This window comes from Streptomyces flavofungini (genome assembly GCF_030388665.1).
Taxonomy (GTDB): domain Bacteria; phylum Actinomycetota; class Actinomycetes; order Streptomycetales; family Streptomycetaceae; genus Streptomyces; species Streptomyces flavofungini_A.
Window position 1 is genome coordinate 7,368,767 of sequence record NZ_CP128846.1, and the last position, 21,682, is coordinate 7,390,448.

Consider the following 21,682-nt stretch of genomic DNA (forward strand, 5'->3'; position numbering starts at 1 on the left):
CTGCGCCCCCGGACCCCCGCCATCGGCGCTTGGCGCCTCGTCCTCAAGCGCCGGACGGGCCAGAGATAGCCCGTCCGGCGCTTCTGGAGCGGGGCCTGGGGCGCACCCGTGAGGCCCCCGTACCCTCATCTCCATGATCATTCCCTCCCGTCGCCGCACCGCCTTCCTCCTCGCCGCCACCGCCACCCTCGCCACCCTCACGGCGCTGCGCACCCGCCCGCCCGGCACGCCGGCCCAATGGCGGCGGACGAACTTCGCAGGACGGACAGTCGAGTTGCACGCGGGCCCCGCGGCCGCTGTCGGCGCCGCGCTCGGGGCGGTGGCACTCGCGCCCCGGCCGCGCGCGGCGGCGGGCCTCGCCGTGCTGGCGGCGGGGGCTTGCGGGGCGTACGACGACGTGGCGGGCGCGGCGGACCCCCGGCGCGGGTTCCGGGCGCATCTGGGGGCGTTGCGCGGGGGCGAAGTGACCAGTGGCGCCGTGAAGTTGTTCGGTGTCTCGGCCGCCGCGCTCGCCGCGGGCGCCCTGCTGAAGGAACGTCCCGTCGACAAGGTGCTCGCGGGCGTCGTCATCGCCGGTACCGCCCACTTCGTGAACCTCGTGGACGTACGCCCCGGCCGGGCCGCCGCCACGGTGCTCGCCCTCGGCGCGCCCGGCCTGCTGCGCGCGGGCCCGGGCGCCACCCTCGCCGCGGCGTCGATGGGAGCGGCGGCCGCCGTGCTGCCCGACGACCTGGCGCAGCGCACGATGATCGGCGACACGGGGGCGCACGCCCTCGGCGCGGCCCTGGGCGCGGCCATCGTGGCGGGCAACCGCCGCGCCGGGATCGCCGCCCACGCGGCGGGCCTGGTCGCCGCGGCGGTGTGCGGGGACACGGTGAGCAGGGTCGCCCGGTCGGGGCTCGTTGCGGAGGGGGAGAGGGGGAGAGGGGAAGGGGGCGGACGGGGGGCTTAGTTCCCCGGGGGCGCAGCCCCCAACTTCGGCAAAGGCTTTCCGCCGTGGCCTCCGGCTTGCGAAGATGCGGGGGTCGGCGGGCCGTGGGCCGGGGGGGCGTTCGGCCGGGGTCCCGGGCCGGGTCCCGGGCCTGTGCTCACCCGAGTGGGTGATCCCGTGCGTGAAGTTGTCCGGCCCGACGCGGAAGGGACCTTTCAGCAGTGCCGGAACGGCCGTACGTACTGGCATTCTTGGCGCTGCCCGTGGGCGGGCCACCGACCGCCCGTACCGCCGGCGCCCGCCCATCCCTCGGCGCGCCGCCCAGCCGCCGACCCGACCCAGGAGCCCCGGCCACGTGAGCCACGTGAGCACCCCCGCACCGCAAGGCCAGCCGCCGCTGCACACCGTGCAGGTCCTCGGCGGCGGCAGCGCGGGAAGCAGCGCGCACGTCAGGTCCCTGGCGACAGGGCTTGCCGCGCGCGGCGTGCGCGTCACCGTGTGCGCCCCCACCGAGGCCGACGAGGCGTACGACTTCGCGGGCACCGGCGCCCGCCACGTGGCTGTGCCGCGCCGCAGCGACCCCGCGTCCGTCGCCGCCCTGCGGACCGCCTGCGCCGACGCCGACCTGGTGCACGCGCACGGGCTGCACGCCGCCCTGCGCGCCGCCATCGCCCTCACCGGCCGCCGCGTCCCGCTCGTCGTCACCTGGCACACTCGCGCCCAGGCCTCGGGCGCCCGCGCCCACGTCCTGCGGGTCCTGGAGCGTCGCGTCGCCAAGGCCGCCGCCGTGGTCCTCGGCACCTCGTCCGATCTCGTCGTCCGGGCCCGCGGCCGGGGCGCGCGCGACGCCCGCCTCGCCCCCGTCGCCCTGCCCACGCCCCGCCGCGCCGAGCGCACGGACGGCGAACCCACCGGGCCCCGCCACAAGATCCGCGCCGAACTCGGCGCCGTCGACCGCCCCTTGCTCCTCGCCGTCGGCTCCCTGGAGCCCCACCGCGGCTACGACATCTTGCTGGACGCCGCCCGCACCTGGGCCGAGCTCGCCCCGCAGCCGCTGCTCGTCGTCGCGGGCGAGGGGTCCGTGCGCGCCGCCCTCCAGGACCGCATCGACGCCGAGGGCCTGCCCGCACGGCTCATCGGGCGCCGGGATGACGTACCGGAACTCCTCGCCGCCGCCGACCTCGTGGTGCTGCCCAGCGAGTGGGAGTCCCGCTCGCTGCTCGCCCAGGAGGCCCTGCACGCGCGCGTGCCGCTCGTCGCCACCGCCGTCGGCGGCATCCCCGAACTCGTCGGCGACGCCGCCGAACTCGTCCCGTACGGGGACGCCCGGGCCCTCTCCGACGCCGTCGCCCGGCTTCTCGCCGACGACGCGCGCCGCCAGGAACTGAAGGACCTGGGCACCGCCCAGGCCGCCACCTGGCCCACGGAGGACGAAACGGTCACTCAAGTGCTGAGCGTCTACGACGAGTTGACCCAGCCGATCAGACCGTACTGACCGCCTACGGCACGTGCCTGCGGGCCCGCAGCGCCAGGCTGAGGGCGAGGACCGTCTGCGGGTCGTCCAGGTCCGTGCCGAGGAGTTCGCCGATCCGGGCCAGGCGGTTGTAGAGGGTCTGGCGGTTGAGGTGGAGCTCGCGGGCCGTCTCCGCCTTGCGGCCCGCGTGCGCCAGGTAGGTCTGGAGGGTGGGAAGCAGGGGCGGCTTGGAGCGCTGGTCGTGGTCGCGCAGGGGGCCGATCGCGCGGTCCACGAACGCAGCGAGCGCGGTGCCGTCGTGCTGGTGCAGGCGCCACAGGAGCAGGTCGATGTCCAGGCGCCGCGCGTCGTACCAGGGCCTGTCCGGCAGCCCCTGCGCCGCCGTGGCCGTCTCCGCCGCGTGCCGCAGGCCCGACGCGGCCGCCGCCCAGCCGCCCGCCACGCCGACCACCACGATCGGCGGCTGCGCCCCGGCCCGCCGCATGCCCGCCCGCTCGACCCCGGCCCGCAGCGCCGCCGCGACCCGGTCCGCGACCGTCGTGCGCTCGGGCTCCGCGCGCAGCCCGAGCAGCAGCGGAACCCTTCCTTCCACGGGGCGCACGCCGAGCAGGACCGGCACCCCCACCGACGCCAGTTCCTCCGCGACCGCGCGCGCGAGGACCGCCCAACCGCCGCCGGTCGGCAGGCCGTCGGGGATCCGCATGACCACGGGGAGCAGTGGGCTCGGCCCGGGCTTGAAGCCGAGGACCCGCGCCTGGGCGGGCGCGTCCTCGGGGGTGATGCGGCCCTCGGCGAGGTCGGTGAGGAAGTCGCCGCGGCCGCGGGCCGCCAGTTCCTCCTCCTGCCTCGCCTGCATCAGGACCACCGCGAGGCTGCCCGCGGCCCGCTCGGTGGCGATCCGGTGGACGGGGAGCAGCGTGGACTCCACGGCGAGCAGGACCAGGCGGGCCCGCACCGATCCGGCGCCGGGGCCGCCGCCGGGCACGTCCACGAGGACGGCGCCCGCGGGGGGCTCGGCCCGGTCCTCGGGGCGTCCTCGCAGCCCCTCCCAGACCTGGAGCGGGTCGGCGCACGCGCTGCCTGCCCCCGCCGCGTACAGGAGCTGGCCGTCCGCCGTCTCCAGGAACACCGGGTTGCCGCTGAACTCGGCGAGGACGGAAAGCACTTGGGGGATGCCGCCGCCGGAGAGCAGCGCCCCGGTGCAGCGGCGGTGCACTTCCTCGGCCCGGCGCAGGAGCGCGTAGTGGCCGTTGACGATCTCCGTGTGGACCTCTTCGGTGACCGTCACGAAGGGCACCTCGCGGTGCAGCTGGACCAGCGGCAGACCGGCCGCGCGGGCCGTGTCGACGAGCGCGGCGGGCAGGCGCGCGAAGCGCGGGCCCAGCTCCACGACCAGGGCCGCGATGCCGCGCTCGGCGAGGTCGCGGACGAAGGCGCGCTGCTCGGCCGGGCGGGAGCCGAGGCCGAGCCCGGTGGTCAGCAGGAGTTCGCCGCCCTTGAGGAGCGAGGCGATGTTCGGCACCTCGCCCGCGTGCACCCAGCGCACCGTGCGGCCGAGCCGGTCGGCGCCCGCGACGATCTCGGGAAGGCCGCCGCGCAGACCGGGGAGTTCCAGCGCCCGCTGTACGGTGATGCCGCCCTGGGTGTCCTGACTGTCCATGGGGCGGACGCTACCTGACCAGGCCGGGAGCGGGCCGGGGTGCGCCGGGCCGGTGCCCCTGGCCCCCCCCCGGACTCGGCGGCGCCGTCCTACGACCCGGTGTCGGCCGCCTGCGACCTGCCGCTAGCCCCCGTACGCCCCCGAAGCCGTCAGCCGCAGGGCCGTGTCGATGAGCGGCACGTGGCTGAACGCCTGCGGGAAGTTGCCGACCTGGCGCTGCAGGCGCGGGTCCCACTCCTCGGCGAGCAGGCCGAGGTCGTTGCGCAGGGCGAGCAGGCGCTCGAAGAGCTTGCGGGCCTCGTCCACGCGGCCGATCATCGCCAGGTCGTCGGCCATCCAGAACGAGCAGGCGAGGAAGGCGCCCTCGTCGCCTTCGAGGCCGTCCACGCCCGCGTCGTCACCCGAGGTCGGATAGCGCAGGATGAAGCCGTCCGGCGTGGACAGCTCGCGCTGGATGGCCTCGATGGTGCCGATGACGCGCTTGTCGTCGGGCGGCAGGAAGCCCACCTGCGGGATCAGGAGCAGCGAGGCGTCCAGCTCCCTGGAGCCGTACGACTGGGTGAAGGTGTTGCGCTCCTTGTCGTAGCCCTTCTCGCAGACGTCCCGGTGGATGTCGTCGCGCAGGTCGCGCCAGCGCTCCAGGGGGCCGTCGGCGTCGCCGGACTCGATGAGCTTGATGGTGCGGTCGACGGCGACCCAGGCCATCACCTTGGAGTGCACGAAGTGGCGGCGCGGTCCGCGCACCTCCCAGATGCCCTCGTCGGGCTGGTCCCAGTGCGTCTCCAGATAGCGGATCAGCTTGAGCTGGAGCAGGGAGGCGTAGTCGTTGCGGGCGAGGCCGGTCATGTGGGCGAGGTGCAGGGCCTCGGTGACCTCTCCGTAGACATCGAGCTGGAGCTGGTGGGCCGCGCCGTTGCCCGCGCGGACGGGCGCCGAGTTCTCGTACCCCGGGAGCCAGTCGAGCTCCGCCTCGCCCAGCTCGCGTTCGCCCGCGATGCCGTACATGATCTGCAGGTTCTCGGGGTCGCCCGCGACCGCGCGCAGGAGCCACTCGCGCCAGGCGCGGGCCTCCTCGCGATAGCCGGTGCGCAGGAGCGAGGAGAGCGTGATGGCGGCGTCGCGCAGCCAGGTGAAGCGGTAGTCCCAGTTGCGGGAGCCGCCGATGTCCTCCGGCAGGGAGGTGGTGGGCGCGGCGACGATGCCGCCCGTGGGGGCGTACGTCAGGGCCTTGAGGGTGATCAGGGAGCGGACCACGGCCTCGCGGTAGGGGCCGTGGTACGTGCACTGGGCGACCCAGTCGTGCCAGAACTCCTCCGTCGCCGTGAGCGCGGCCTCCGGCTCGGGGTGGGCGGGCGGCTCCTTGTGCGAGGGCTGCCAGGAGATGGTGAAGGCGATGCGGTCGCCGGGGGCGACGGTGAAGTCCGAGTACGTCGTGAGGTCCTTGCCGAAGGTCTCGGCGGTGGTGTCGAGCCACACCGAGTCCGGCCCGGCGACGGCCACCGTGCGCCCGTCGACCTTGTGCACCCACGGCACCACGCGGCCGTAGCTGAAACGCATCCGCAGGGCGGAACGCATCGGCACCCGGCCGCTGACGCCCTCCACGATCCGCACCAGCTGCGGGGCGTCGGAGTCGCGCGGCGGCATGAAGTCCGTGACCCGGACCGTGCCGCGCGGGGTGTCCCACTCGGACTCCAGGATCAGGGAGTCGCCGCGGTAGGTCCGCCGGCTCGCCGGTGCGGGCGCTGTGCCCGGACCGTGGGCGGGGCCCAGCCGCCAGAAGCCGTGCTCCTCCGTCCCGAGGAGGCCGGCGAAGACGGCATGGGAGTCGAAGCGGGGCAGACACAGCCAGTCGACCGTGCCGTCCCGGCAGACCAGCGCGGCGGTCTGCATGTCCCCGATCAGTGCGTAATCCTCGATGCGCCCGGCCACGTGCATCCCCATTCAAACGGCCACGTTCGCCCGCTCACGGGGCGCTCGTTCTACGGTCAAGGGTTCGCTGTAAAACGAACTGCCGGGCCCGAAGGTTTCCAGTGATGTCCAGAAGTGCCGACGGGGGATGGTTCAGCCCGTGCGCACGGCTCGGCAGCGAGTGTCCGAGCAACATACATCGACGCCCCGGATATCTGCCCGCTCGTCCCGCCAACGTGACTACGCCGAACGAGTTCCGGGTGAAAGCGGTGCCGGTCCGGTACCCGTCCAGTGTTCGAGCAGTGAAGATCATGTACGTGATGTGAAAGCGCGTGTCAAGACGTGGCCGGAAGCAGCCCCCGTCTGTCGCTGATACCCTGGTAGCCCGTGAGCCGGTGGTCCTAGAACCCCCGAACCGCAGCGACGGCACCTCCCTCCGACCAGGAGCGGACGCCGGTACGCACCTTCAGACCGCGACGCACGGGAGCCCCCTCTTGGCCATGCCACCCACATCCACGACGACCAAGCACATCTTCGTCACCGGGGGTGTCGCCTCCTCCCTCGGCAAGGGCCTGACGGCCTCCAGCCTGGGTGCGCTCCTCAAGGCCCGGGGCCTGCGCGTCACGATGCAGAAGCTCGACCCGTACCTGAACGTCGACCCCGGCACGATGAACCCCTTCCAGCACGGCGAGGTGTTCGTCACCAACGACGGCGCCGAGACCGACCTGGACATCGGCCACTACGAGCGCTTCCTCGACGTCGACCTCGACGGCTCGGCCAATGTCACCACCGGCCAGGTCTACTCCCAGGTCATCGCCAAGGAGCGCCGCGGCGAGTACCTGGGCGACACCGTGCAGGTCATCCCGCACATCACCAACGAGATCAAGCACCGCATCCGCCGCATGGCGACGGACGAGGTCGACGTTGTGATCACCGAGGTCGGCGGCACCGTCGGCGACATCGAGTCGCTGCCGTTCCTGGAGACCGTCCGCCAGGTCCGCCACGAGGTCGGCCGCGACAACGTCTTCGTCGTGCACATCTCGCTGCTGCCCTACATCGGCCCCTCCGGCGAGCTGAAGACCAAGCCGACCCAGCACTCCGTCGCCGCCCTGCGCAACATCGGCATCCAGCCCGACGCGATCGTGCTGCGCGCCGACCGCGAGGTGCCGACCGCCATCAAGCGCAAGATCTCGCTGATGTGCGACGTCGACGAGGCCGCGGTCGTCGCCGCCATCGACGCCAAGTCGATCTACGACATTCCGAAGGTCCTGCACACCGAGGGCCTGGACGCCTACGTCGTGCGCAAGCTGGACCTGCCCTTCCGCGATGTGAACTGGACCCAGTGGGAGGACCTGCTCGACCGGGTCCACAACCCCGACCACGAGGTCGCCATCGCGCTGGTCGGCAAGTACATCGACCTGCCCGACGCCTACCTCTCGGTGACCGAGGCGCTGCGCGCCGGCGGCTTCGCCAACAAGGCCCGCGTCAAGATCAAGTGGGTCACCTCCGACGACTGCAAGACCCCGGCGGGCGCCGCCAAGCAGCTCGGCGACGTCGACGCGATCTGCATCCCCGGCGGCTTCGGCGACCGCGGCGTGTCCGGCAAGGTCGGCGCGATCCAGTTCGCCCGCGAGAACAAGATCCCGCTGCTCGGCCTCTGCCTCGGCCTGCAGTGCATCGTGATCGAGGCGGCCCGCAACCTCGCGGACATCCCCGACGCCAACTCCACCGAGTTCGACGCCGCCACCTCCCACCCGGTCATCTCCACCATGGCCGAGCAGCTCGACATCGTCGCGGGCGAGGGCGACATGGGTGGCACCATGCGGCTCGGCATGTACCCGGCCAAGCTCGCCGAGGGCTCCATCGTGCGCGAGGTGTACGACGGCAAGGAGTACGTCGAGGAGCGCCACCGCCACCGCTACGAGGTGAACAACGCCTACCGCGCCGACCTGGAGAAGCAGGCCGGCATCCTCTTCTCCGGCACCTCGCCCGACGGCAAGCTCGTCGAGTACGTCGAGTACCCGCGCGAGGTCCACCCCTACCTGGTCGCGACCCAGGCCCACCCGGAGCTGCGCTCGCGTCCGACCCGGCCGCACCCGCTCTTCGCGGGCCTGGTGAAGGCCGCCGTCCAGCGCCAGCAGGCCGCCGGCAAGTAGCGGCGGGATACGGTTGCCGGGGTGCGCGCCTTGCGGGCGCGTACCCCGGTTTCTGTTTTGTTTGTGCACGTGGAAGGGCAGGGCGACATGACGATCAAGGACACCGCCGAGGAGTGGCAGGTCACGGCGAGCGAGACCCCGTTCGTCGGGAACAAGACCTCGGTGCGCACCGACGACGTCGTCATGCCCGACGGGACAGTGGTCCGCCGCGACTACCAGGTCCACCCCGGCTCGGTCGCCGTCCTCGCACTCGACGACGCGGACCGCGTCCTGGTCATCCGCCAGTACCGCCACCCCGTCCGCCACAAGCTCTGGGAGATCCCGGCCGGACTGCTCGACGTCCCCGGTGAGAACCCGTTGCACGCCGCCCAGCGCGAGCTGTACGAGGAGGCGCACGTCAAGGCCGAGGACTGGCGGGTGCTCACCGACGTCTACACCACGCCCGGCGGCTGCGACGAGGCCGTGCGCGTCTTCCTGGCCCGCGACCTCTCCGAGGCCGAGGGCGAGCGCTTCGAGGTCTCCGAGGAGGAGTCCGACATGGAGCTGGCGCGGGTGCCCCTCGCGGAGCTGGTACGCGGCGTGCTCGCCGGTGAACTGCACAACAACTGCCTGGTCGTGGGCGTCCTGTCGCTCACCGCCGCGCTCCAGGGCGACGGCGTCGACTCCCTGCGCCCGGCCGACGCGCCGTGGCCCGCGCGACCGTTCGAGATCTGAGCGAACGTTCGAGGCCTGGGCGCCGAACGCCTCCGGCGCCCCGCGTCCCCCGTCCGGCGGCGCGCGGTCCGACGATCTCCTGATCCGATCGGGCGACTTGTGGGCCCCGTGCGGCCCGGAACGCGGCAGCGCCTGAACTAGGCTCTGAAAGCGTCCCGACCGGAGTCCCGGCGGGTTCGTGCGCAGGCGGACGGGAGCGTTACCCGTGACGGATCAGGCGGTCGACACGGACGGTTCGGCGAGTGGCGCGCCCTCGCCCGGCGGTGCGGCGGCCGCCACCGCGGACGGCGGCCGATTCGTCGGCCGCCACCGGGAGTTGAAGGAACTCCGCGCCGACATCGACCGCGCGGGACTCGACACCCTCTCCGGCCGCAAGGCCCCCCGCGCCCGCGTCCTGCTCGTCGCGGGCCGCCCCGGATCAGGACGCACCGCCCTCGCCGAGGAACTCGCCCGGCAGCTCGCCGACGACTACCCCGACGGCGTCCTGCGCGCCCGCCTCACCGACCCCGACGGCGCCGCCGTCCCCACCGAGCGCACCGCCCGCGAGCTGCTCGACGCGCTCGGCGCCCCCGCGCCCGCGGGGGCCGACGAGGACGACCTGGCGGCGGCCCTGCGCGCCGCCCTCGACGGCCGCCGCGCCCTGCTCCTCCTCGACGACGTGACCGACGGCGAGGGCGGCGCGCAGGTCGACCCGCTGCTCCCGGACAGCCCCGACTGTCTGGTCCTCGCCGTGTCCGAGGGCCCGCTCACCGGCATCCCGGACGTCCGCCCCTGCACCCTGGGCGGTCTGGACACCAAGGCCGCCCTCGACCTGCTGGCCCGCAGCGCGGGGTCGGTGCGCATCACCGTCGACCCGCGCTCCGCGGAGAGCCTGGTGGAGGCGTGCGGCGGCAATCCGGCCGCGCTCGTCATCGCGGGCGGCTGGCTCGCCGCTCGCCCCAAGGCCGCCGTCGCCGACCTCGCCAAGCAGGTCAGGGAGTGCCCCGAGGAGGGCGCCGCGGACTCCGGTCTGGCCCGGGTCTTCCAGCACACCTACGCCGCGCTGCCCGCGCCCGCCGCCCGGATACTGCGACTGCTGAGCCTCGCCCCCGCCGGGTACGTCGACCCGCACACCGCGTCGGCGCTCGCGGGCTGTTCGGTGTCCGCGGCCTGCGCCACGCTCGACGACTTCGTCGCGCTCGGCCTGCTGCGGGCGGTCGCGTCGCCGCTGCCGCAGTACGAGGTGCCCGGGTGCCTGGTGCCGCTCCTGCGGGAGTTGACGCAGAGCCAGGACCGGCCGGGGGAGGTGCAGTTGGCGCGGGCCCGGATGCTGGAGCGGACCGTGCGGCTGCTCCAGTCCTGCCGGGCGGTCACCGAGCCCGACGGCTCGACGGCGCGCAAGAGACTCGCCGGGCTGCCCCGGGCGCTGCGCTTCCCGACCTCCCGGGCTGCCGCCGAGTGGCTGCGGATCCGGCAGCCGGCGCTGCTCGCCGCGGCCCGGCTCGCGGTCGCGGACGGCGATCTGGACACCCTCGCCCGCCGTCTGATGGCCGCACTCGCCCGCGCCCTGGTCGCGCACCGGGGCACGCGGGACGCGGCGCCCGAGCTGTACGCCGTCCACCGGCTCGTCCTCGACGTCGCCGAGCGCCGGAACCTGCCGAGGGAGCAGGCCGCCGCGCTCCTGAACCTCGCCGACCTGGACGCCCAGACGGGGCGGACGCACGAGGCACTGGCCCGCTACCGCGCCGCCCTGGACTGCGGCCGGGCCGCCGGGGACCCGTACGCGACCGGCCGCGCGATGGAATCCGTAGGCGGCGCCTACCAGGAACTGGGGGACTTCCAGCGGGCCGCCGACTGGTACGGCAGGGCCCTGGCCCAGCGCCTGGCCCGCGACGAGCGCGCCGACGCCGCCCGGCTGCACGGCCGCATCGCCACCACCCACACCTACGCGGGGCGCTACGGAGAGGCCCTGCGCAACTGGCGCTCGGCCGTCGCGGGCCTGCGCAAGATCGGCGACGTCGCGGGCCGGGCGCGGGCGCTGAGCGAGATGGCGCGCGTCCAGGAGTACGCGGGGCGGCCCGAGGAGTCCCTGCGCACCTGCCAGGAAGCGGCCGAATGGGCGCGCGAGGCGGCCGACGTACGCCTCCAGGCGGCGCTGCAGGTGCGGCTCGCGGACACCCTGGAGCGGCTCGGCGACCCGACCGCCGCCGGGCTGCACCGCGCGGCTGCCGAGCGCATGCTGGGAGAGGAGTTCACCGAGGTCGCAGGGGTTGCGCCGACTTCCCGTGAGGAAGTCGGGGCGAACCTTGGGGAGGCGGATGGACGAGCACCCTCCGCCTGCGAAATCCGTAGTGCATCCAGTCAAGATTGAATTATTGGAAGGCTAGACAGCGAGAAATCCTTCATTAGACTGGCTCCGCCGCGTGCTTACGTGGTGTCTTCCGATGCGCTCGCTTGCGTGCCGGTTTGTACCGCATTGCCCGAAACCCCCCTGAGCCAAGGACCGTGATCGACGTGAAGGTCGGCATCCCCCGCGAGGTCAAGAACAACGAGTTCCGGGTGGCCATCACCCCCGCCGGTGTGCACGAGCTGGTGCGCCACGGCCACCAGGTCGTCATCGAGCGCGACGCCGGTGTCGGTTCCTCGATCACGGACGGCGAGTACGTCGCCGCCGGCGCCGAGATCCTGGAGACCGCCGACGAGGTGTGGGCCACGGCCGACCTGCTCCTGAAGGTCAAGGAGCCGATCGCCGAGGAGTACCACCGCCTCCGCAAGGACCAGACGCTCTTCACCTACCTGCACCTGGCCGCCTCCAAGGAGTGCACGGACGCCCTCCTGGAGTCCGGCACCACCGCCATCGCGTACGAGACGGTGGAGCTGCCCAGCCGCGCCCTGCCGCTGCTCGCCCCGATGTCCGAGGTCGCGGGCCGCCTCGCCCCGCAGGTCGGCGCCTACCACCTGATGCGCGCCAACGGCGGCCGCGGCGTGCTGCCCGGCGGTGTCCCCGGCGTGGCCGCGGGCAAGGCCGTCGTCATCGGCGGCGGCGTCTCCGGCTGGAACGCCGCGCAGATCGCCATCGGCATGGGCTTCCACGTGACCCTGCTCGACCGCGACATCAACAAGCTCAAGGAAGCCGACAAGATCTTCGGCACGAAGATCCAGACGGTCGTCTCCAACTCCTTCGAGCTGGAGAAGGCGTGCCTGGAGGCCGACCTCGTCATCGGCGCCGTCCTCATCCCGGGCGCCAAGGCCCCCAAGCTCGTCACCAACGAGCTGGTCTCGCGCATGAAGCCCGGAAGTGTCCTTGTCGACATCGCGATCGACCAGGGCGGCTGCTTCGAGGACTCGCGCCCCACCACGCACGCCGAGCCGACCTTCCCGGTCCACAACTCGGTCTTCTACTGCGTCGCCAACATGCCCGGCGCGGTGCCCAATACCTCCACGTACGCCCTGACCAACGCCACGATGCCGTACATCGTCGAGCTGGCGAACCGCGGCTGGGTCGAGGCCCTGCGCCGCGACCCCGCGCTCGCCCTGGGCCTCAACACCCATGACGGCAAGGTCGTTTACAAGGAGGTCGCCGAGGCCCACGGTCTCGAGCACGTCGAGCTCGAGTCGCTGCTCGGCTGACCGCCACGCCGACCACGGCTTTTCCGTCGACTCGGGTCAAGGGAAGTCGTCAATCTCACGCCCGCGGCCGGACCTTGTGAGGGGTCCGGCCGCGGGCGGTTGGGCGTACACTCGCTCAACTCGCCTTGTACGTAAACATTTGGGCGATTCGTCCACCACGCAAACGCGGCGATGCCATGCAGTGCGCCCTTGACATCGGGATGTTCCATTGCCGACACATCGGGCCGGGTCCGGCGGATTGTGTTGCTGCGGAGCGGTGACACGCCATAGAGTCGCCAACCGTCGGCATGGTGCCACGCTGACCTATCTAGAAATTTCCTGGTCACCAAGGAGGTAAGACGACTTGTGAATGAGTCGACATTTGCTCCCGGGGGTGGTCAACCAGGAATGACTGGACGAGGCCAGGGCCCCGTCGGGCTTCAGGCTGTCGGCTCCGTCGCTGTCCGCACCTTCGAAGCCCGCCAGAGTCCGCAGCCGACACAGTCAGCACCCCAGAGCATGGATGGCCATCACGTGAACGCCATGGCCGGCGACCGGAGTGGCGAGAACACCACCCCCACCCCTCTCGCCGACTACGAGGAACTGCCCCAGGGTCACTTCTACGACCCCGACGCGGAGTACGAGCCCGATCCCGAGTACGCGGCCACGCTCGCCCCGGACGCTGCCCGTCAGCGCCGCGAGCGCATCGGCCCCACGGGACGCCCGCTGCCGTACTTCCCGATCCCGGGGCCGCTGACCGACCACGGCCCCGCGAAGATCATCGCGATGTGCAACCAGAAGGGCGGCGTCGGCAAGACCACGTCGACCATCAACCTGGGCGCCGCGCTCGCGGAGTACGGGCGCCGGGTGCTGCTCGTGGACTTCGACCCGCAGGGCGCGCTCTCGGTGGGTCTCGGTGTGAACCCGATGGAGCTCGACCTCACCGTCTACAACCTGCTCATGGAGCGGGGCATGTCGGCGGACGAGGTCCTGCTGAAGACCGCGGTCCCCAACATGGACCTGCTGCCCAGCAACATCGACCTCTCCGCCGCCGAGGTGCAGCTCGTCAGCGAGGTCGCGCGCGAGTCCACGCTGCAGCGCGCGCTCAAGCCGCTGATGGCCGACTACGACTACATCGTGATCGACTGCCAGCCCTCGCTCGGCCTGCTCACCGTCAACGCGCTCACCGCCGCGCACAAGGTGATCGTGCCGCTGGAGTGCGAGTTCTTCGCGCTGCGCGGTGTCGCCCTGCTCACCGAGACCATCGAGAAGGTCCAGGAGCGGCTCAACCCCGACCTGGAGCTCGACGGCATCCTCGCGACGATGTACGACTCGCGCACGGTGCACAGCCGCGAGGTCCTCGCGCGCGTGGTCGAGGCGTTCGACGATCACGTCTACCACACGGTGATCGGCCGGACCGTGCGCTTCCCGGAGACCACGGTCGCCGGTGAGCCGATCACGACGTACGCCTCGAACTCGGTGGGCGCGGCCGCCTATCGCCAGCTCGCCAGGGAGGTGCTCGCCCGGTGTCACGCCGAGTGAGTCTGCCGGGGGCCGACGAACTGTTCCGTACGACCGGGGGGATGGCGCTGCAGGCGTCCACCCCGCGGCGCCAGGCGAATGGCGAGGCGAGGGTGCCCGCTCCGGCGGGCGAGAGCGACGAGGCGGCCGCCGAGGAGTCCCCCGCCCCGCGGGAGGACGGGGATTCCCCCGAGACCGCCGAACACACCGCGGCGGACGCCGAGTCCGGCGCTCCGTCACGCAGCCGCTCGGGGTCCGGCACGGACGCCGGGAAGGGCTCCGGGCGGCGCCCGGCGCAGGAAGGTTCTGCCAGCTCCGCCGCGGGCGGCAAGTCCGCGAACGCCTCCGGTGACACGCCCGCGCAGGCGCGGCGCCGCGCCCGAGCCGCCAATCGGCGGCCCAGCGGGCGTGAGCGGCACGACGAGAAGATCACCGTGTACGTCTCCGCCGAGGAGCTGATGGACCTCGAGCACGCGCGGCTCGTGCTGCGCGGGGAGCACGGGCTCGCGGTGGACCGGGGACGGATCGTGCGGGAGGCGGTGGCCGTGGTGCTGGCCGACCTCGAATCGCGGGGGGACGCGAGCATCCTCGTGCGACGGCTGCGTGGGCGGTAGCGGTACCTTTCCGCGTAGTGCCTTGCCGTTGCCGCTTCCTTGGATCGTGAATGCCGACCGACGCCGTACCCGCCCAGCCTCGTCGTCCTCGGCGGTCGCTGGGGCGTGGTGGAGCGGTTGCTTCCCCGAGCCCGGCCCTTCCCGAGACCGGGGGCCTGCCCAGCGGGGCGATGGCCCACGACGACGGGCAGCCCCAGGTGGCGGTGGAGCCGACGCCGGACGCCTCCGCCGAGCCTGACGACGGGCGGTTCAAGGTTCGGCTCGCGAACTTCGAGGGGCCCTTCGACCTGCTGCTTCAGCTCATCTCCAAGCACAAGATGGATGTCACCGAGGTCGCGCTGTCCAAGGTGACCGATGAGTTCATGGCGCACATCCGGGGCATGGGGCCGGACTGGGACCTGGATCAGACGACCGAGTTCCTGGTGGTCGCGGCGACGCTGCTCGATCTGAAGGCGGCCCGTCTCCTTCCCGCCGCCGAGGTCGAGGACGAGGCCGACCTGGCCCTGCTCGAGGCGCGGGACCTGCTGTTCGCGCGGCTGCTGCAGTACCGCGCGTACAAGAGAATCGCGGACATCTTCAGCGGGCGGCTCGACGAGGAGGCGCGGCGCTATCCGCGCACCGTCGGCCTGGAGCCGCACCACGCCGAGCTGCTGCCCGAGGTCGTCATCAGCATCGGCGCCGAAGGGTTCGCCAAGCTCGCCGTGAAGGCGATGCAGCCCAAGGCGAAGCCGCAGGTCTACGTCGACCACATCCACGCCCCGCTGGTGAGCGTGCGCGAGCAGGCCGCCGTGGTCGTGGCCCGGCTCAAGGAGCGGGGCGAGGCGAGCTTCCGGGGCCTGATCGAGGAGCTGGGGCCCGACGACACCCTGACCGTCGTCGCCCGCTTCCTCGCGCTCCTGGAGCTGTACCGGGAGAAGGCCGTCGCCCTGGAGCAGGAGGACGCGCTCGGCGAGCTGATGGTGCGCTGGACCGGCGGGGACGGCGAGGCGGAGCCGACCGTGACCGACGAGTTCGACCGGGCCCCCGAGCCGGACGAGGAGAGGAAGCCGTGAGCGCAGTGCAGCAGGGGAGCCCCGAGGCCCCCGCGGGAGACCTGCGGGCCGCCGTCGCCGAGCTCGACCTCAAGCCCGCCCTGGAGGCCGTCCTGATGGTCGTGGACGAGCCCGCGACCGAGGAGCACCTGGCCAAGGTCCTTGAGCGCCCCCGGCGGGCCGTCGCCGACGCGCTGCGGGAGCTCGCCGACGAGTACACCGTGCAGGGCCGCGGCTTCGAGCTGCGCCTGGTGGCGGGCGGCTGGCGGTTCTACACCCGGCCCGCGTACGCGCCCGCCGTCGAGGGCTTCGTCCTGGACGGGCAGCACGCCCGGCTCACCCAGGCGGCCCTGGAGACCCTCGCCGTCGTCGCCTACCGCCAGCCGGTCAGCCGCTCGCGGGTCTCGGCGGTGCGCGGAGTGAACTGTGACGGGGTGATGCGCACCCTGTTGCAGCGGGGTCTGGTGGAGGAGGCGGGCGCGGAACCCGAAACAGGTGCGATCCTGTACAGGACGACGAGCTACTTCCTGGAGCGGATGGGCCTGCGCGGCCTGGACGAGCTCCCCGAGCTCGCGCCCTTCCTCCCCGAGGCGGACGCGATCGAGGCGGAGACCCAGGAGGGTCTCCCGTCGTTCGACCCGGACGCACCCGATGCGCCGGGTGACGAGGACGCAGACGACTAAGACGGACATTTGATGCGAAGCAGCAGCGGCAGGAACAGCAGCGGAAACAACGGCGGGAGCCGTGGTGGCAACAGCGGCGGCCGCGGCAACAGTGGCGGCCGCCCCGGCGGTGGCGGCCGCGGCAACAGCGGCGGCCGTCCCACCGGCGGTGGCCGCGGCAACAGCGGCGGCGGTGGCCGCGGCGACTACCGGGGTGCCGGTGGCGGTCGCGACAACCGGGGTGCCGGTGGCGGTCGCGACGACCGGCAGGGCAGTGGCCGCCCCAGCAAGCCCCGCCCCGAGGAGCGGCGCTACGACGTGGGCCCCGGCGGCACCCAGGACGGCCCGAAGTCGGGTCGCGGCGCCTCGGCGCGCGGCGGCGCCAAGGGCGGCCCCAAGCGCGGCCAGGACCAGCGCGGCGCCGGTCGTGGCCGCCCGGCCCCGGCGTACTCGCGCGAGTACGAGACGCGGGCCGAGGAGCGCAACCGCGAGCGGTACGCGGGCAAGCCCAAGGTGAGCCCGCCCAAGACCTTCCCCGGCGCCGAGCAGGAGGGCGAGCGGCTGCAGAAGATCCTCGCCCGCGCGGGCTACGGCTCGCGGCGTGCCTGCGAGGAGCTGGTCGACCAGGCCCGCGTCGAGGTCAACGGCGAGATCGTCATGGAGCAGGGCCTGCGCGTCGACCCGGACAAGGACGAGATCAAGGTCGACGGCCTGACGGTGGCCACGCAGTCGTACCAGTTCTTCGCCCTGAACAAGCCCGCCGGTGTCGTCTCCACCATGGAGGACAACGAGGGGCGCCAGTGCCTCGGCGACTACACGAACAACCGCGAGACGCGGCTCTTCCACGTCGGCCGGCTCGACACCGAGACCGAGGGCGTCATCCTGCTCACCAACCACGGTGAGCTGGCGCACCGCCTGACCCACCCGAAGTACGGCGTGAAGAAGGTCTACCTCGCGCACATCGTCGGCCCGATCCCGCGCGACCTGGGCAAGCAGCTCAAGGACGGCATCCAGCTGGAGGACGGCTACGCCCGCGCGGACCACTTCCGCGTCGTCGAGCAGACCGGCAAGAACTACCTGGTCGAGGTGACCCTGCACGAGGGCCGCAAGCACATCGTGCGGCGCATGCTCGCCGAGGCCGGGTTCCCGGTCGACAAGCTGGTGCGCGTCGCCTTCGGGCCGATCACCCTCGGCGACCAGAAGTCGGGCTGGCTGCGGCGCCTGTCCAACACCGAGGTCGGCATGCTGATGAAGGAAGTCGACCTGTAGGCCTGCCTCAGGTCTTCGTGCGTACGTCGTCGGCCGCTCGCTCCCGGATCGGGTGCGGGCGGCCGACGTCGTTCCCGGGTGGTCGCCCGGCTGCCGTGTCCGGCCGTCTGGGATGCTGTGCGGATGATCGAAATCAGCGTGGCCGACCTGGGCTTCGTCGTCGCGGAGCAGCCCGACCCGCTGGTCTTCGCCACGGTCTCGGGGGCGCATCTGTACGGGTTCCCGTCCCGGGACTCGGACGTGGACCTGCGCGGTGTCCATCTGCTGCCGGTGCGAGACCTGGTGGGGCTGCGGGAGCCGGAGGAGACGCGGTCGCGGATGTCTGTGCGCGACGACGTCGAGCTGGACCTCGTCACGCACGACCTCAGGAAGTTCGTCCGGCTGCTGCTGCGGCGCAACGGCTACGTCCTGGAGCAGCTGCTCTCGCCGCTCGTGGTGCACACCGGCGCGCTGCACGAGGAGCTGGCGGCGCTCGCGCCCGGCGTCCTCACCTCGCACCACGCGCACCACTACCGGGGCTTCGCGTCCACCCAGTGGAAGCTGTTCGACAGGAGCGGCGAGCTGAAGCCGCTCCTGTACACGTTCCGGGTGCTGCTGACCGGCATCCACCTGATGCGCACCGGCGAACTCCAGGCCCATCTGCCCACGCTGCTCGCCGAGACCCACGCCCCCGGCTACCTGCCCGAGCTGATCGCGGCCAAGCGCGAGGCCGAGCACGGCGCCGCCGACGTCGACCACGCGCGCGTGGCCGCCGACGTCGAGCGCCTGCACGCCGTCCTGGACGAGGCCCAGGCCAACTCAGCCCTGCCGGACGCCCCCGTCGCGTACGACGCGCTGCACGACCTCGTCGTACGGGCCCGCCTCCAGGGCTGAGGCCCGGCGGGCGCGGTACAGGAAGTCCTCGACGCGCCGCCGGTCCGGCTCCAGGGGCAGCGAGGTGCTTGCCGCCGCCGCGTCCGCCTCCGCCGCGAGGCGCGCCATCCACGCCTCCACCTCGGGCCAGCCGACCTCGCCGCGCTTGACCGCGAGCAGCGGCTCGCGGCGGTCGCCGACGTCGATGGTCAGCTCGCCCGTCAGGAGCAGGTCGCGGCAGCTCATCAGGAGCCGCAGCAGGTGCATGGCGTGCTTCCAGCGCGGGGCGCCGTGGGTGCGGACGTCCGCGTCGAGCTTCTTGCGCTGGCCGAGGGCGGATGGGGTCTCCCCTGCTCGAACGAAGTTGAGAGCTTGGGGAAGGGCGAAGGTCTCGTGGGCCTGGCGGGACAGGAAGGCCGGGCGCAGGGCGAGGAGTTCGCGGCCGGTGTCGGTGACGTGCTCGACGAGCGGGGAGTGCAGGCACTCCAGGACGTTCGGGTTGGCGCGCAGGGCCAGCTCGCAGAAGCGCTCCAGCTCCCAGCCGAACTGCTCGTCGGCGGGTCCCTCCACGTGCGTCGGCGGCTTCTCGAACCGCCAGAACAGCGGGGTGGGCGCGAGGAACACCCCGCGGCGGTCGGTGTCGCTGCCGTCCGTGGCCAGGCCGAAGGCGCGCGAGCCCATGACGCAGGCGTAGATCGTGTGCTCGCGCACCAGGTCGAGCGGGTCGAGCGGGTCCTGGGGGACGTCGGGGACCTGGGGGAACGGCGCCGGGTTCATGCCCGGAGGGTACGGCCTCGCTCAGGTGAGCCTGATGGAATTTCCGGTGACGTCGATGCCGCGCGGCGGCAGCGGACGTGGCGCGGGGCCGCCCGCGACCGCCCCGTCCGCCACCCGGAACCGGCTGCCGTGGCAGGGACAGTTGACCGTGCCGCCGTCGACGTCGCGGACCGTGCACCCCGAGTGCGTGCAGACCGCCGAGAAGGCCTTGAAGTCGCCCTCGGCGGGCTGGGTGACGACGACCTTCTCGTCCTTGAAGACCTTGCCGCCGCCGACCGGGATGTCGGACGTCTTCGCGAGCACGGGCCCCTCGGGCGGCGCCTCGCCGTCCTTGCCCGGCGAGCCCTTGGAGCGGGACGCGGCCGGGCTGCTCGGCGGCGGCTCGGGGTCCGCGCCCTCGTCGCCGTACTTCGAGCACCCGGCCGCCGCGGCGGCGGCCAGCGCGCCCGCCGCCAGGGCCGTGCGCCGGCTGGGGCGCCCGCCGCCGCTCACGTGCTCACCCCGAACGTACGGAAGAACCACAGCGCCGATGTCATCCACACCACCGTGAGCACCGCGAAGACGAGCCCCCCCACCACCGGGAGCAGCCAGCCCGGCAGCCGTTCCGAGCGGAGCAGCAGCATCTTGGCGCTGAACGCCCCGAAGAAGAAGCAGCCGAGGGCGGAGTGCCACAGCACGCGCGGCGTCGTCGTCTGGTACCCGAAGGCGTAGAGGCAGTGCACCGCGACCGGCACGGACACCAGGAACGCCACCCGGCCCGACCAGCGGTGCAGCACACCCGACCAGGACGGGCCCGGCAGTCTGCCGTACACCATCAGGGCCGACACGACCTGGAGCACCGCGAAGCCGAGCGCCGTCGTCGCGAGCCAGGACTTCACGGCGCCGGTGCTGCTGAACCCGGCGAGATTGAAGGCGGTGCCTTCCGGGTCGTGGACCTTGCCGTACGCCCCGAGGCCCACCGCGACCGCGGCGGCGACCAGGGCGGGCACCAGATAGCGGGCGGGGTGCGCGCGGGGCGGGCCGCCCGCGCCGGGCGGCACGGGGAAACCCCCCTGGGTGGGGGCGTTCGGGTCGACGCTCATGAGGGCTCCCTGGTGGACGCGGGATCGCGTGCGGGCGCGGGGGGCGGCGGTCGAGGGTGCGGGCGGGGTCAGGGCACCACGGGGCGTGCGGTGAGGCGGTCGCCGTCGGCCAGGGCGACGGCGCCGGTGTCCGGGTCGAGCCGGGGGGCCGCGGCGGGCTCGCCGTCGCGGTTGAGGATGCCGACCTGGCTGCCGTCGGCCTGGACGACCCAGCCGCCGTCGAGCCTCTCGCCGCGCACCTCCGACGTGGCTCGGTACACCCCCGCCGGCTTGCGGGTCTTCGGGGCGGTGAACGCCCACGTCCGCTCGCGGATCTCGACGGTGCCACGGACCTTGTCGCCGACGATCCTGCCGTCGAGCTTCGCGCCGTTCTTGCCGGTCAGCCGCATCGACCCGTCGTCCTCGACGTCGCCCTTGAGCCAGGACTCGGTGGCACGGCCGTCGCAGAAGTACGCGACCGCCTCGCCGTCACGGAGCGTGATGGCGATCGAGGCCGAGTCGTCGTCCGTGCGGCCCGTGTACCGGGCGTCGGACGGGGGCTTCTTCGCGGGCGTGGACGAGGGCGTGGGAGCGGCGGTACGGGAGGGGCTCGGGCCCTTCGAAGGGGGGCCCGCGGTCGGAGACACCGACGGTCCAGCGGTGCCGGAGGTGTCGGACGAGGAGTCCGAGTACGACGAACTGCCCGTCCCCGACGTCGCGTTGACCGACAGCATGAACAGGGCCAACACCAGCCCCGCGAGCAGCGTGAACAAGGGTCCTGAGCGCTTCATACGTGCCCCCCGAGGCGCGCGGCCTGACTCTCCATGCAAGCCGACCCGCACCCCGGCGTCCAGAGGCGCACGGAGGCTGTGCGCCAGTGGTGCGGGTGGGTCTCGCGCCGGTTGCGCCAAGTGGCGGAGGGTGTCGCCGCGGGTGACATTGGCAGGGTCCGGGGCCCCGAGGGCGGGCCCGGCCACTGAACCGAAAGGCAGCACCACCATGGCGGGAAACGATCTGGGCGGTCTCCTCGGCGGTCTCCTCGGCGGCGGAGGGCAGCAAGGCGGGGTCGCTTCCGGGGGCGGCGGCGCCGTCCTCGGCGCCCTGCTCGGCGCGCTGATGAACAAGAACGGCGGCAACAACCCGCTGGGCGGTCTCCTGGAAGGCCTGACGAAGGCCGGGCTCACCGATCAGACCCAGTCGTGGGTGGGGTCCGGCGAGAACCAGCCGGTGACCGGCGAGCAGGTGCGCCAGGCGGTGCCCGACGACGCGCTCCGGCAGGCCGCCGAGCAGGCGGGCGTCTCGCCCGAGCGGGCCGCGGACCAGATCGCCCAGGTCCTGCCGGGGACCGTCGACAAGCTGACGCCGGACGGCCGGATGCCGACCGAGTCCCTCGAGGAGATCATCCGCAAGCAGGGGCTCTGACGCGGTCCGGCGGCGGGGTGCCGGCGCGGTCGGCCGGAGCCC

General features: G+C 73.1%; 19 protein-coding genes. 13 read left to right on the forward strand and 6 right to left on the reverse strand.

The genetic code is table 11. The annotated features are described in order from the left end of the window. The first annotated feature begins 133 nt into the window (after positions 1-133). Positions 134-952 carry a hypothetical protein gene (locus QUY26_RS31610; RefSeq protein WP_289952710.1) on the forward strand — a complete coding sequence of 273 codons (819 nt, stop codon included), beginning with the start codon at positions 134-136 and terminating at the stop codon, positions 950-952. Between the two features lie 334 nt (positions 953-1,286). Beyond that, the gene (locus tag QUY26_RS31615; RefSeq protein ID WP_289952712.1) at positions 1,287-2,426 is read left to right on the forward strand and encodes a glycosyltransferase family 4 protein; all 1,140 of its coding nucleotides are present in this window, start codon (positions 1,287-1,289) and stop codon (positions 2,424-2,426) included. 4 nt (positions 2,427-2,430) lie between these two features. Here QUY26_RS31615 and QUY26_RS31620 read toward each other — a convergent pair whose 3' ends face one another. Both QUY26_RS31620 and QUY26_RS31625 read right to left on the reverse strand, forming a co-directional pair. Continuing rightward, positions 2,431-4,065: a PucR family transcriptional regulator gene (locus tag QUY26_RS31620; protein ID WP_289952714.1), complete on the reverse strand. Its 1,635-nt coding sequence runs from the start codon at positions 4,063-4,065 to the stop codon at positions 2,431-2,433. Positions 4,066-4,188: 123 nt separating this feature from the next. Continuing rightward, positions 4,189-6,000, reverse strand: coding sequence for a glycoside hydrolase family 15 protein (locus QUY26_RS31625; RefSeq protein ID WP_289956210.1), 1,812 nt, complete (start codon positions 5,998-6,000; stop codon positions 4,189-4,191). Positions 6,001-6,473: 473 nt separating this feature from the next. Between QUY26_RS31625 and QUY26_RS31630 the strand changes: the two genes are divergently transcribed. The 10 genes from QUY26_RS31630 to QUY26_RS31675 all read left to right on the forward strand — a co-directional run bounded on the left by QUY26_RS31630 (position 6,474) and on the right by QUY26_RS31675 (position 18,401). Further along, positions 6,474-8,129 carry a CTP synthase gene (locus QUY26_RS31630; RefSeq protein ID WP_289952717.1) on the forward strand — a complete coding sequence of 552 codons (1,656 nt, stop codon included), beginning with the start codon at positions 6,474-6,476 and terminating at the stop codon, positions 8,127-8,129. A gap of 87 nt (positions 8,130-8,216) precedes the next feature. Next, positions 8,217-8,843, forward strand: coding sequence for an NUDIX domain-containing protein (locus QUY26_RS31635; RefSeq protein WP_289952719.1), 627 nt, complete (start codon positions 8,217-8,219; stop codon positions 8,841-8,843). Between the two features lie 205 nt (positions 8,844-9,048). Further along, entirely contained in the window at positions 9,049-11,193 is a 2,145-nt protein-coding gene (locus QUY26_RS31640) for a tetratricopeptide repeat protein (RefSeq protein ID WP_436840436.1), read from the forward strand. Between the two features lie 134 nt (positions 11,194-11,327). Further along, a complete protein-coding gene (ald, locus tag QUY26_RS31645) occupies positions 11,328-12,452 on the forward strand; it encodes an alanine dehydrogenase (RefSeq protein WP_289952721.1) in 1,125 nt (374 codons plus the stop codon). A 387-nt stretch (positions 12,453-12,839) separates the two neighbouring features. Then, positions 12,840-13,973 (forward strand): ParA family protein, encoded by a 1,134-nt coding sequence (locus tag QUY26_RS31650; RefSeq protein WP_078618704.1) that lies wholly within the window; start codon positions 12,840-12,842, stop codon positions 13,971-13,973. Then, positions 13,958-14,566 (forward strand): hypothetical protein, encoded by a 609-nt coding sequence (locus QUY26_RS31655; protein WP_289952725.1) that lies wholly within the window; start codon positions 13,958-13,960, stop codon positions 14,564-14,566. The genes QUY26_RS31650 and QUY26_RS31655 overlap by 16 nt, the downstream gene beginning before the upstream one ends. 170 nt (positions 14,567-14,736) lie before the next feature. After that, on the forward strand, positions 14,737-15,618 hold the full coding sequence (locus tag QUY26_RS31660) for a segregation and condensation protein A (RefSeq protein ID WP_289952727.1): 882 nt from the start codon (positions 14,737-14,739) through the stop codon (positions 15,616-15,618). After that, positions 15,615-16,280 (forward strand): SMC-Scp complex subunit ScpB, encoded by a 666-nt coding sequence (gene scpB / locus QUY26_RS31665; RefSeq protein ID WP_436840437.1) that lies wholly within the window; start codon positions 15,615-15,617, stop codon positions 16,278-16,280. The genes QUY26_RS31660 and scpB overlap by 4 nt, the downstream gene beginning before the upstream one ends. Positions 16,281-16,292: 12 nt before the next feature. Beyond that, positions 16,293-17,528 carry a pseudouridine synthase gene (locus QUY26_RS31670; RefSeq protein WP_289952728.1) on the forward strand — a complete coding sequence of 412 codons (1,236 nt, stop codon included), beginning with the start codon at positions 16,293-16,295 and terminating at the stop codon, positions 17,526-17,528. Positions 17,529-17,651: 123 nt separating this feature from the next. Next, the gene (locus QUY26_RS31675) at positions 17,652-18,401 is read left to right on the forward strand and encodes a nucleotidyltransferase domain-containing protein (protein ID WP_289952730.1); all 750 of its coding nucleotides are present in this window, start codon (positions 17,652-17,654) and stop codon (positions 18,399-18,401) included. Here QUY26_RS31675 and QUY26_RS31680 read toward each other — a convergent pair. The 4 genes from QUY26_RS31680 to QUY26_RS31695 form a co-directional block, all read right to left on the reverse strand. Continuing rightward, positions 18,327-19,157, reverse strand: a complete 831-nt coding sequence (locus QUY26_RS31680) for a nucleotidyltransferase domain-containing protein (RefSeq protein ID WP_289952733.1) — start codon at positions 19,155-19,157, stop codon at positions 18,327-18,329. The genes QUY26_RS31675 and QUY26_RS31680 overlap by 75 nt on opposite strands. 21 nt (positions 19,158-19,178) lie before the next feature. Then, entirely contained in the window at positions 19,179-19,649 is a 471-nt protein-coding gene (locus QUY26_RS31685; protein WP_289952736.1) for a Rieske (2Fe-2S) protein, read from the reverse strand. Then, positions 19,646-20,239 (reverse strand): DUF6529 family protein, encoded by a 594-nt coding sequence (locus tag QUY26_RS31690; protein WP_289952739.1) that lies wholly within the window; start codon positions 20,237-20,239, stop codon positions 19,646-19,648. The genes QUY26_RS31685 and QUY26_RS31690 overlap by 4 nt, the downstream gene beginning before the upstream one ends. A 68-nt stretch (positions 20,240-20,307) precedes the next feature. Then, positions 20,308-21,009 (reverse strand): hypothetical protein, encoded by a 702-nt coding sequence (locus QUY26_RS31695; protein ID WP_289952741.1) that lies wholly within the window; start codon positions 21,007-21,009, stop codon positions 20,308-20,310. A 142-nt stretch (positions 21,010-21,151) separates the two neighbouring features. Between QUY26_RS31695 and QUY26_RS31700 the strand changes: the two genes are divergently transcribed. After that, positions 21,152-21,640 carry a YidB family protein gene (locus QUY26_RS31700; protein WP_436840438.1) on the forward strand — a complete coding sequence of 163 codons (489 nt, stop codon included), beginning with the start codon at positions 21,152-21,154 and terminating at the stop codon, positions 21,638-21,640. Positions 21,641-21,682: the final 42 nt, after the last annotated feature.

Excerpts from the sequence above, each read along its gene's own strand:
- QUY26_RS31610 (WP_289952710.1), top strand. The coding sequence starts at position 134 with ATGATCATTCCCTCCCGTCGCCGCACCGCCTTCCTCCTCGCCGCCACC.
- QUY26_RS31620 (WP_289952714.1), bottom strand. The coding sequence starts at position 4,065 with ATGGACAGTCAGGACACCCAGGGCGGCATCACCGTACAGCGGGCGCTG.
- QUY26_RS31625 (WP_289956210.1), bottom strand. The coding sequence starts at position 6,000 with ATGCACGTGGCCGGGCGCATCGAGGATTACGCACTGATCGGGGACATG.
- QUY26_RS31630 (WP_289952717.1), top strand. The coding sequence starts at position 6,474 with ATGCCACCCACATCCACGACGACCAAGCACATCTTCGTCACCGGGGGT.
- QUY26_RS31635 (WP_289952719.1), top strand. The coding sequence starts at position 8,217 with ATGACGATCAAGGACACCGCCGAGGAGTGGCAGGTCACGGCGAGCGAG.
- QUY26_RS31650 (WP_078618704.1), top strand. The coding sequence starts at position 12,840 with ATGACTGGACGAGGCCAGGGCCCCGTCGGGCTTCAGGCTGTCGGCTCC.
- QUY26_RS31660 (WP_289952727.1), top strand. The coding sequence starts at position 14,737 with ATGGCCCACGACGACGGGCAGCCCCAGGTGGCGGTGGAGCCGACGCCG.
- QUY26_RS31670 (WP_289952728.1), top strand. The coding sequence starts at position 16,293 with ATGCGAAGCAGCAGCGGCAGGAACAGCAGCGGAAACAACGGCGGGAGC.
- QUY26_RS31675 (WP_289952730.1), top strand. The coding sequence starts at position 17,652 with ATGATCGAAATCAGCGTGGCCGACCTGGGCTTCGTCGTCGCGGAGCAG.
- QUY26_RS31680 (WP_289952733.1), bottom strand. The coding sequence starts at position 19,157 with ATGAACCCGGCGCCGTTCCCCCAGGTCCCCGACGTCCCCCAGGACCCG.
- QUY26_RS31690 (WP_289952739.1), bottom strand. The coding sequence starts at position 20,239 with ATGAGCGTCGACCCGAACGCCCCCACCCAGGGGGGTTTCCCCGTGCCG.
- QUY26_RS31695 (WP_289952741.1), bottom strand. The coding sequence starts at position 21,009 with ATGAAGCGCTCAGGACCCTTGTTCACGCTGCTCGCGGGGCTGGTGTTG.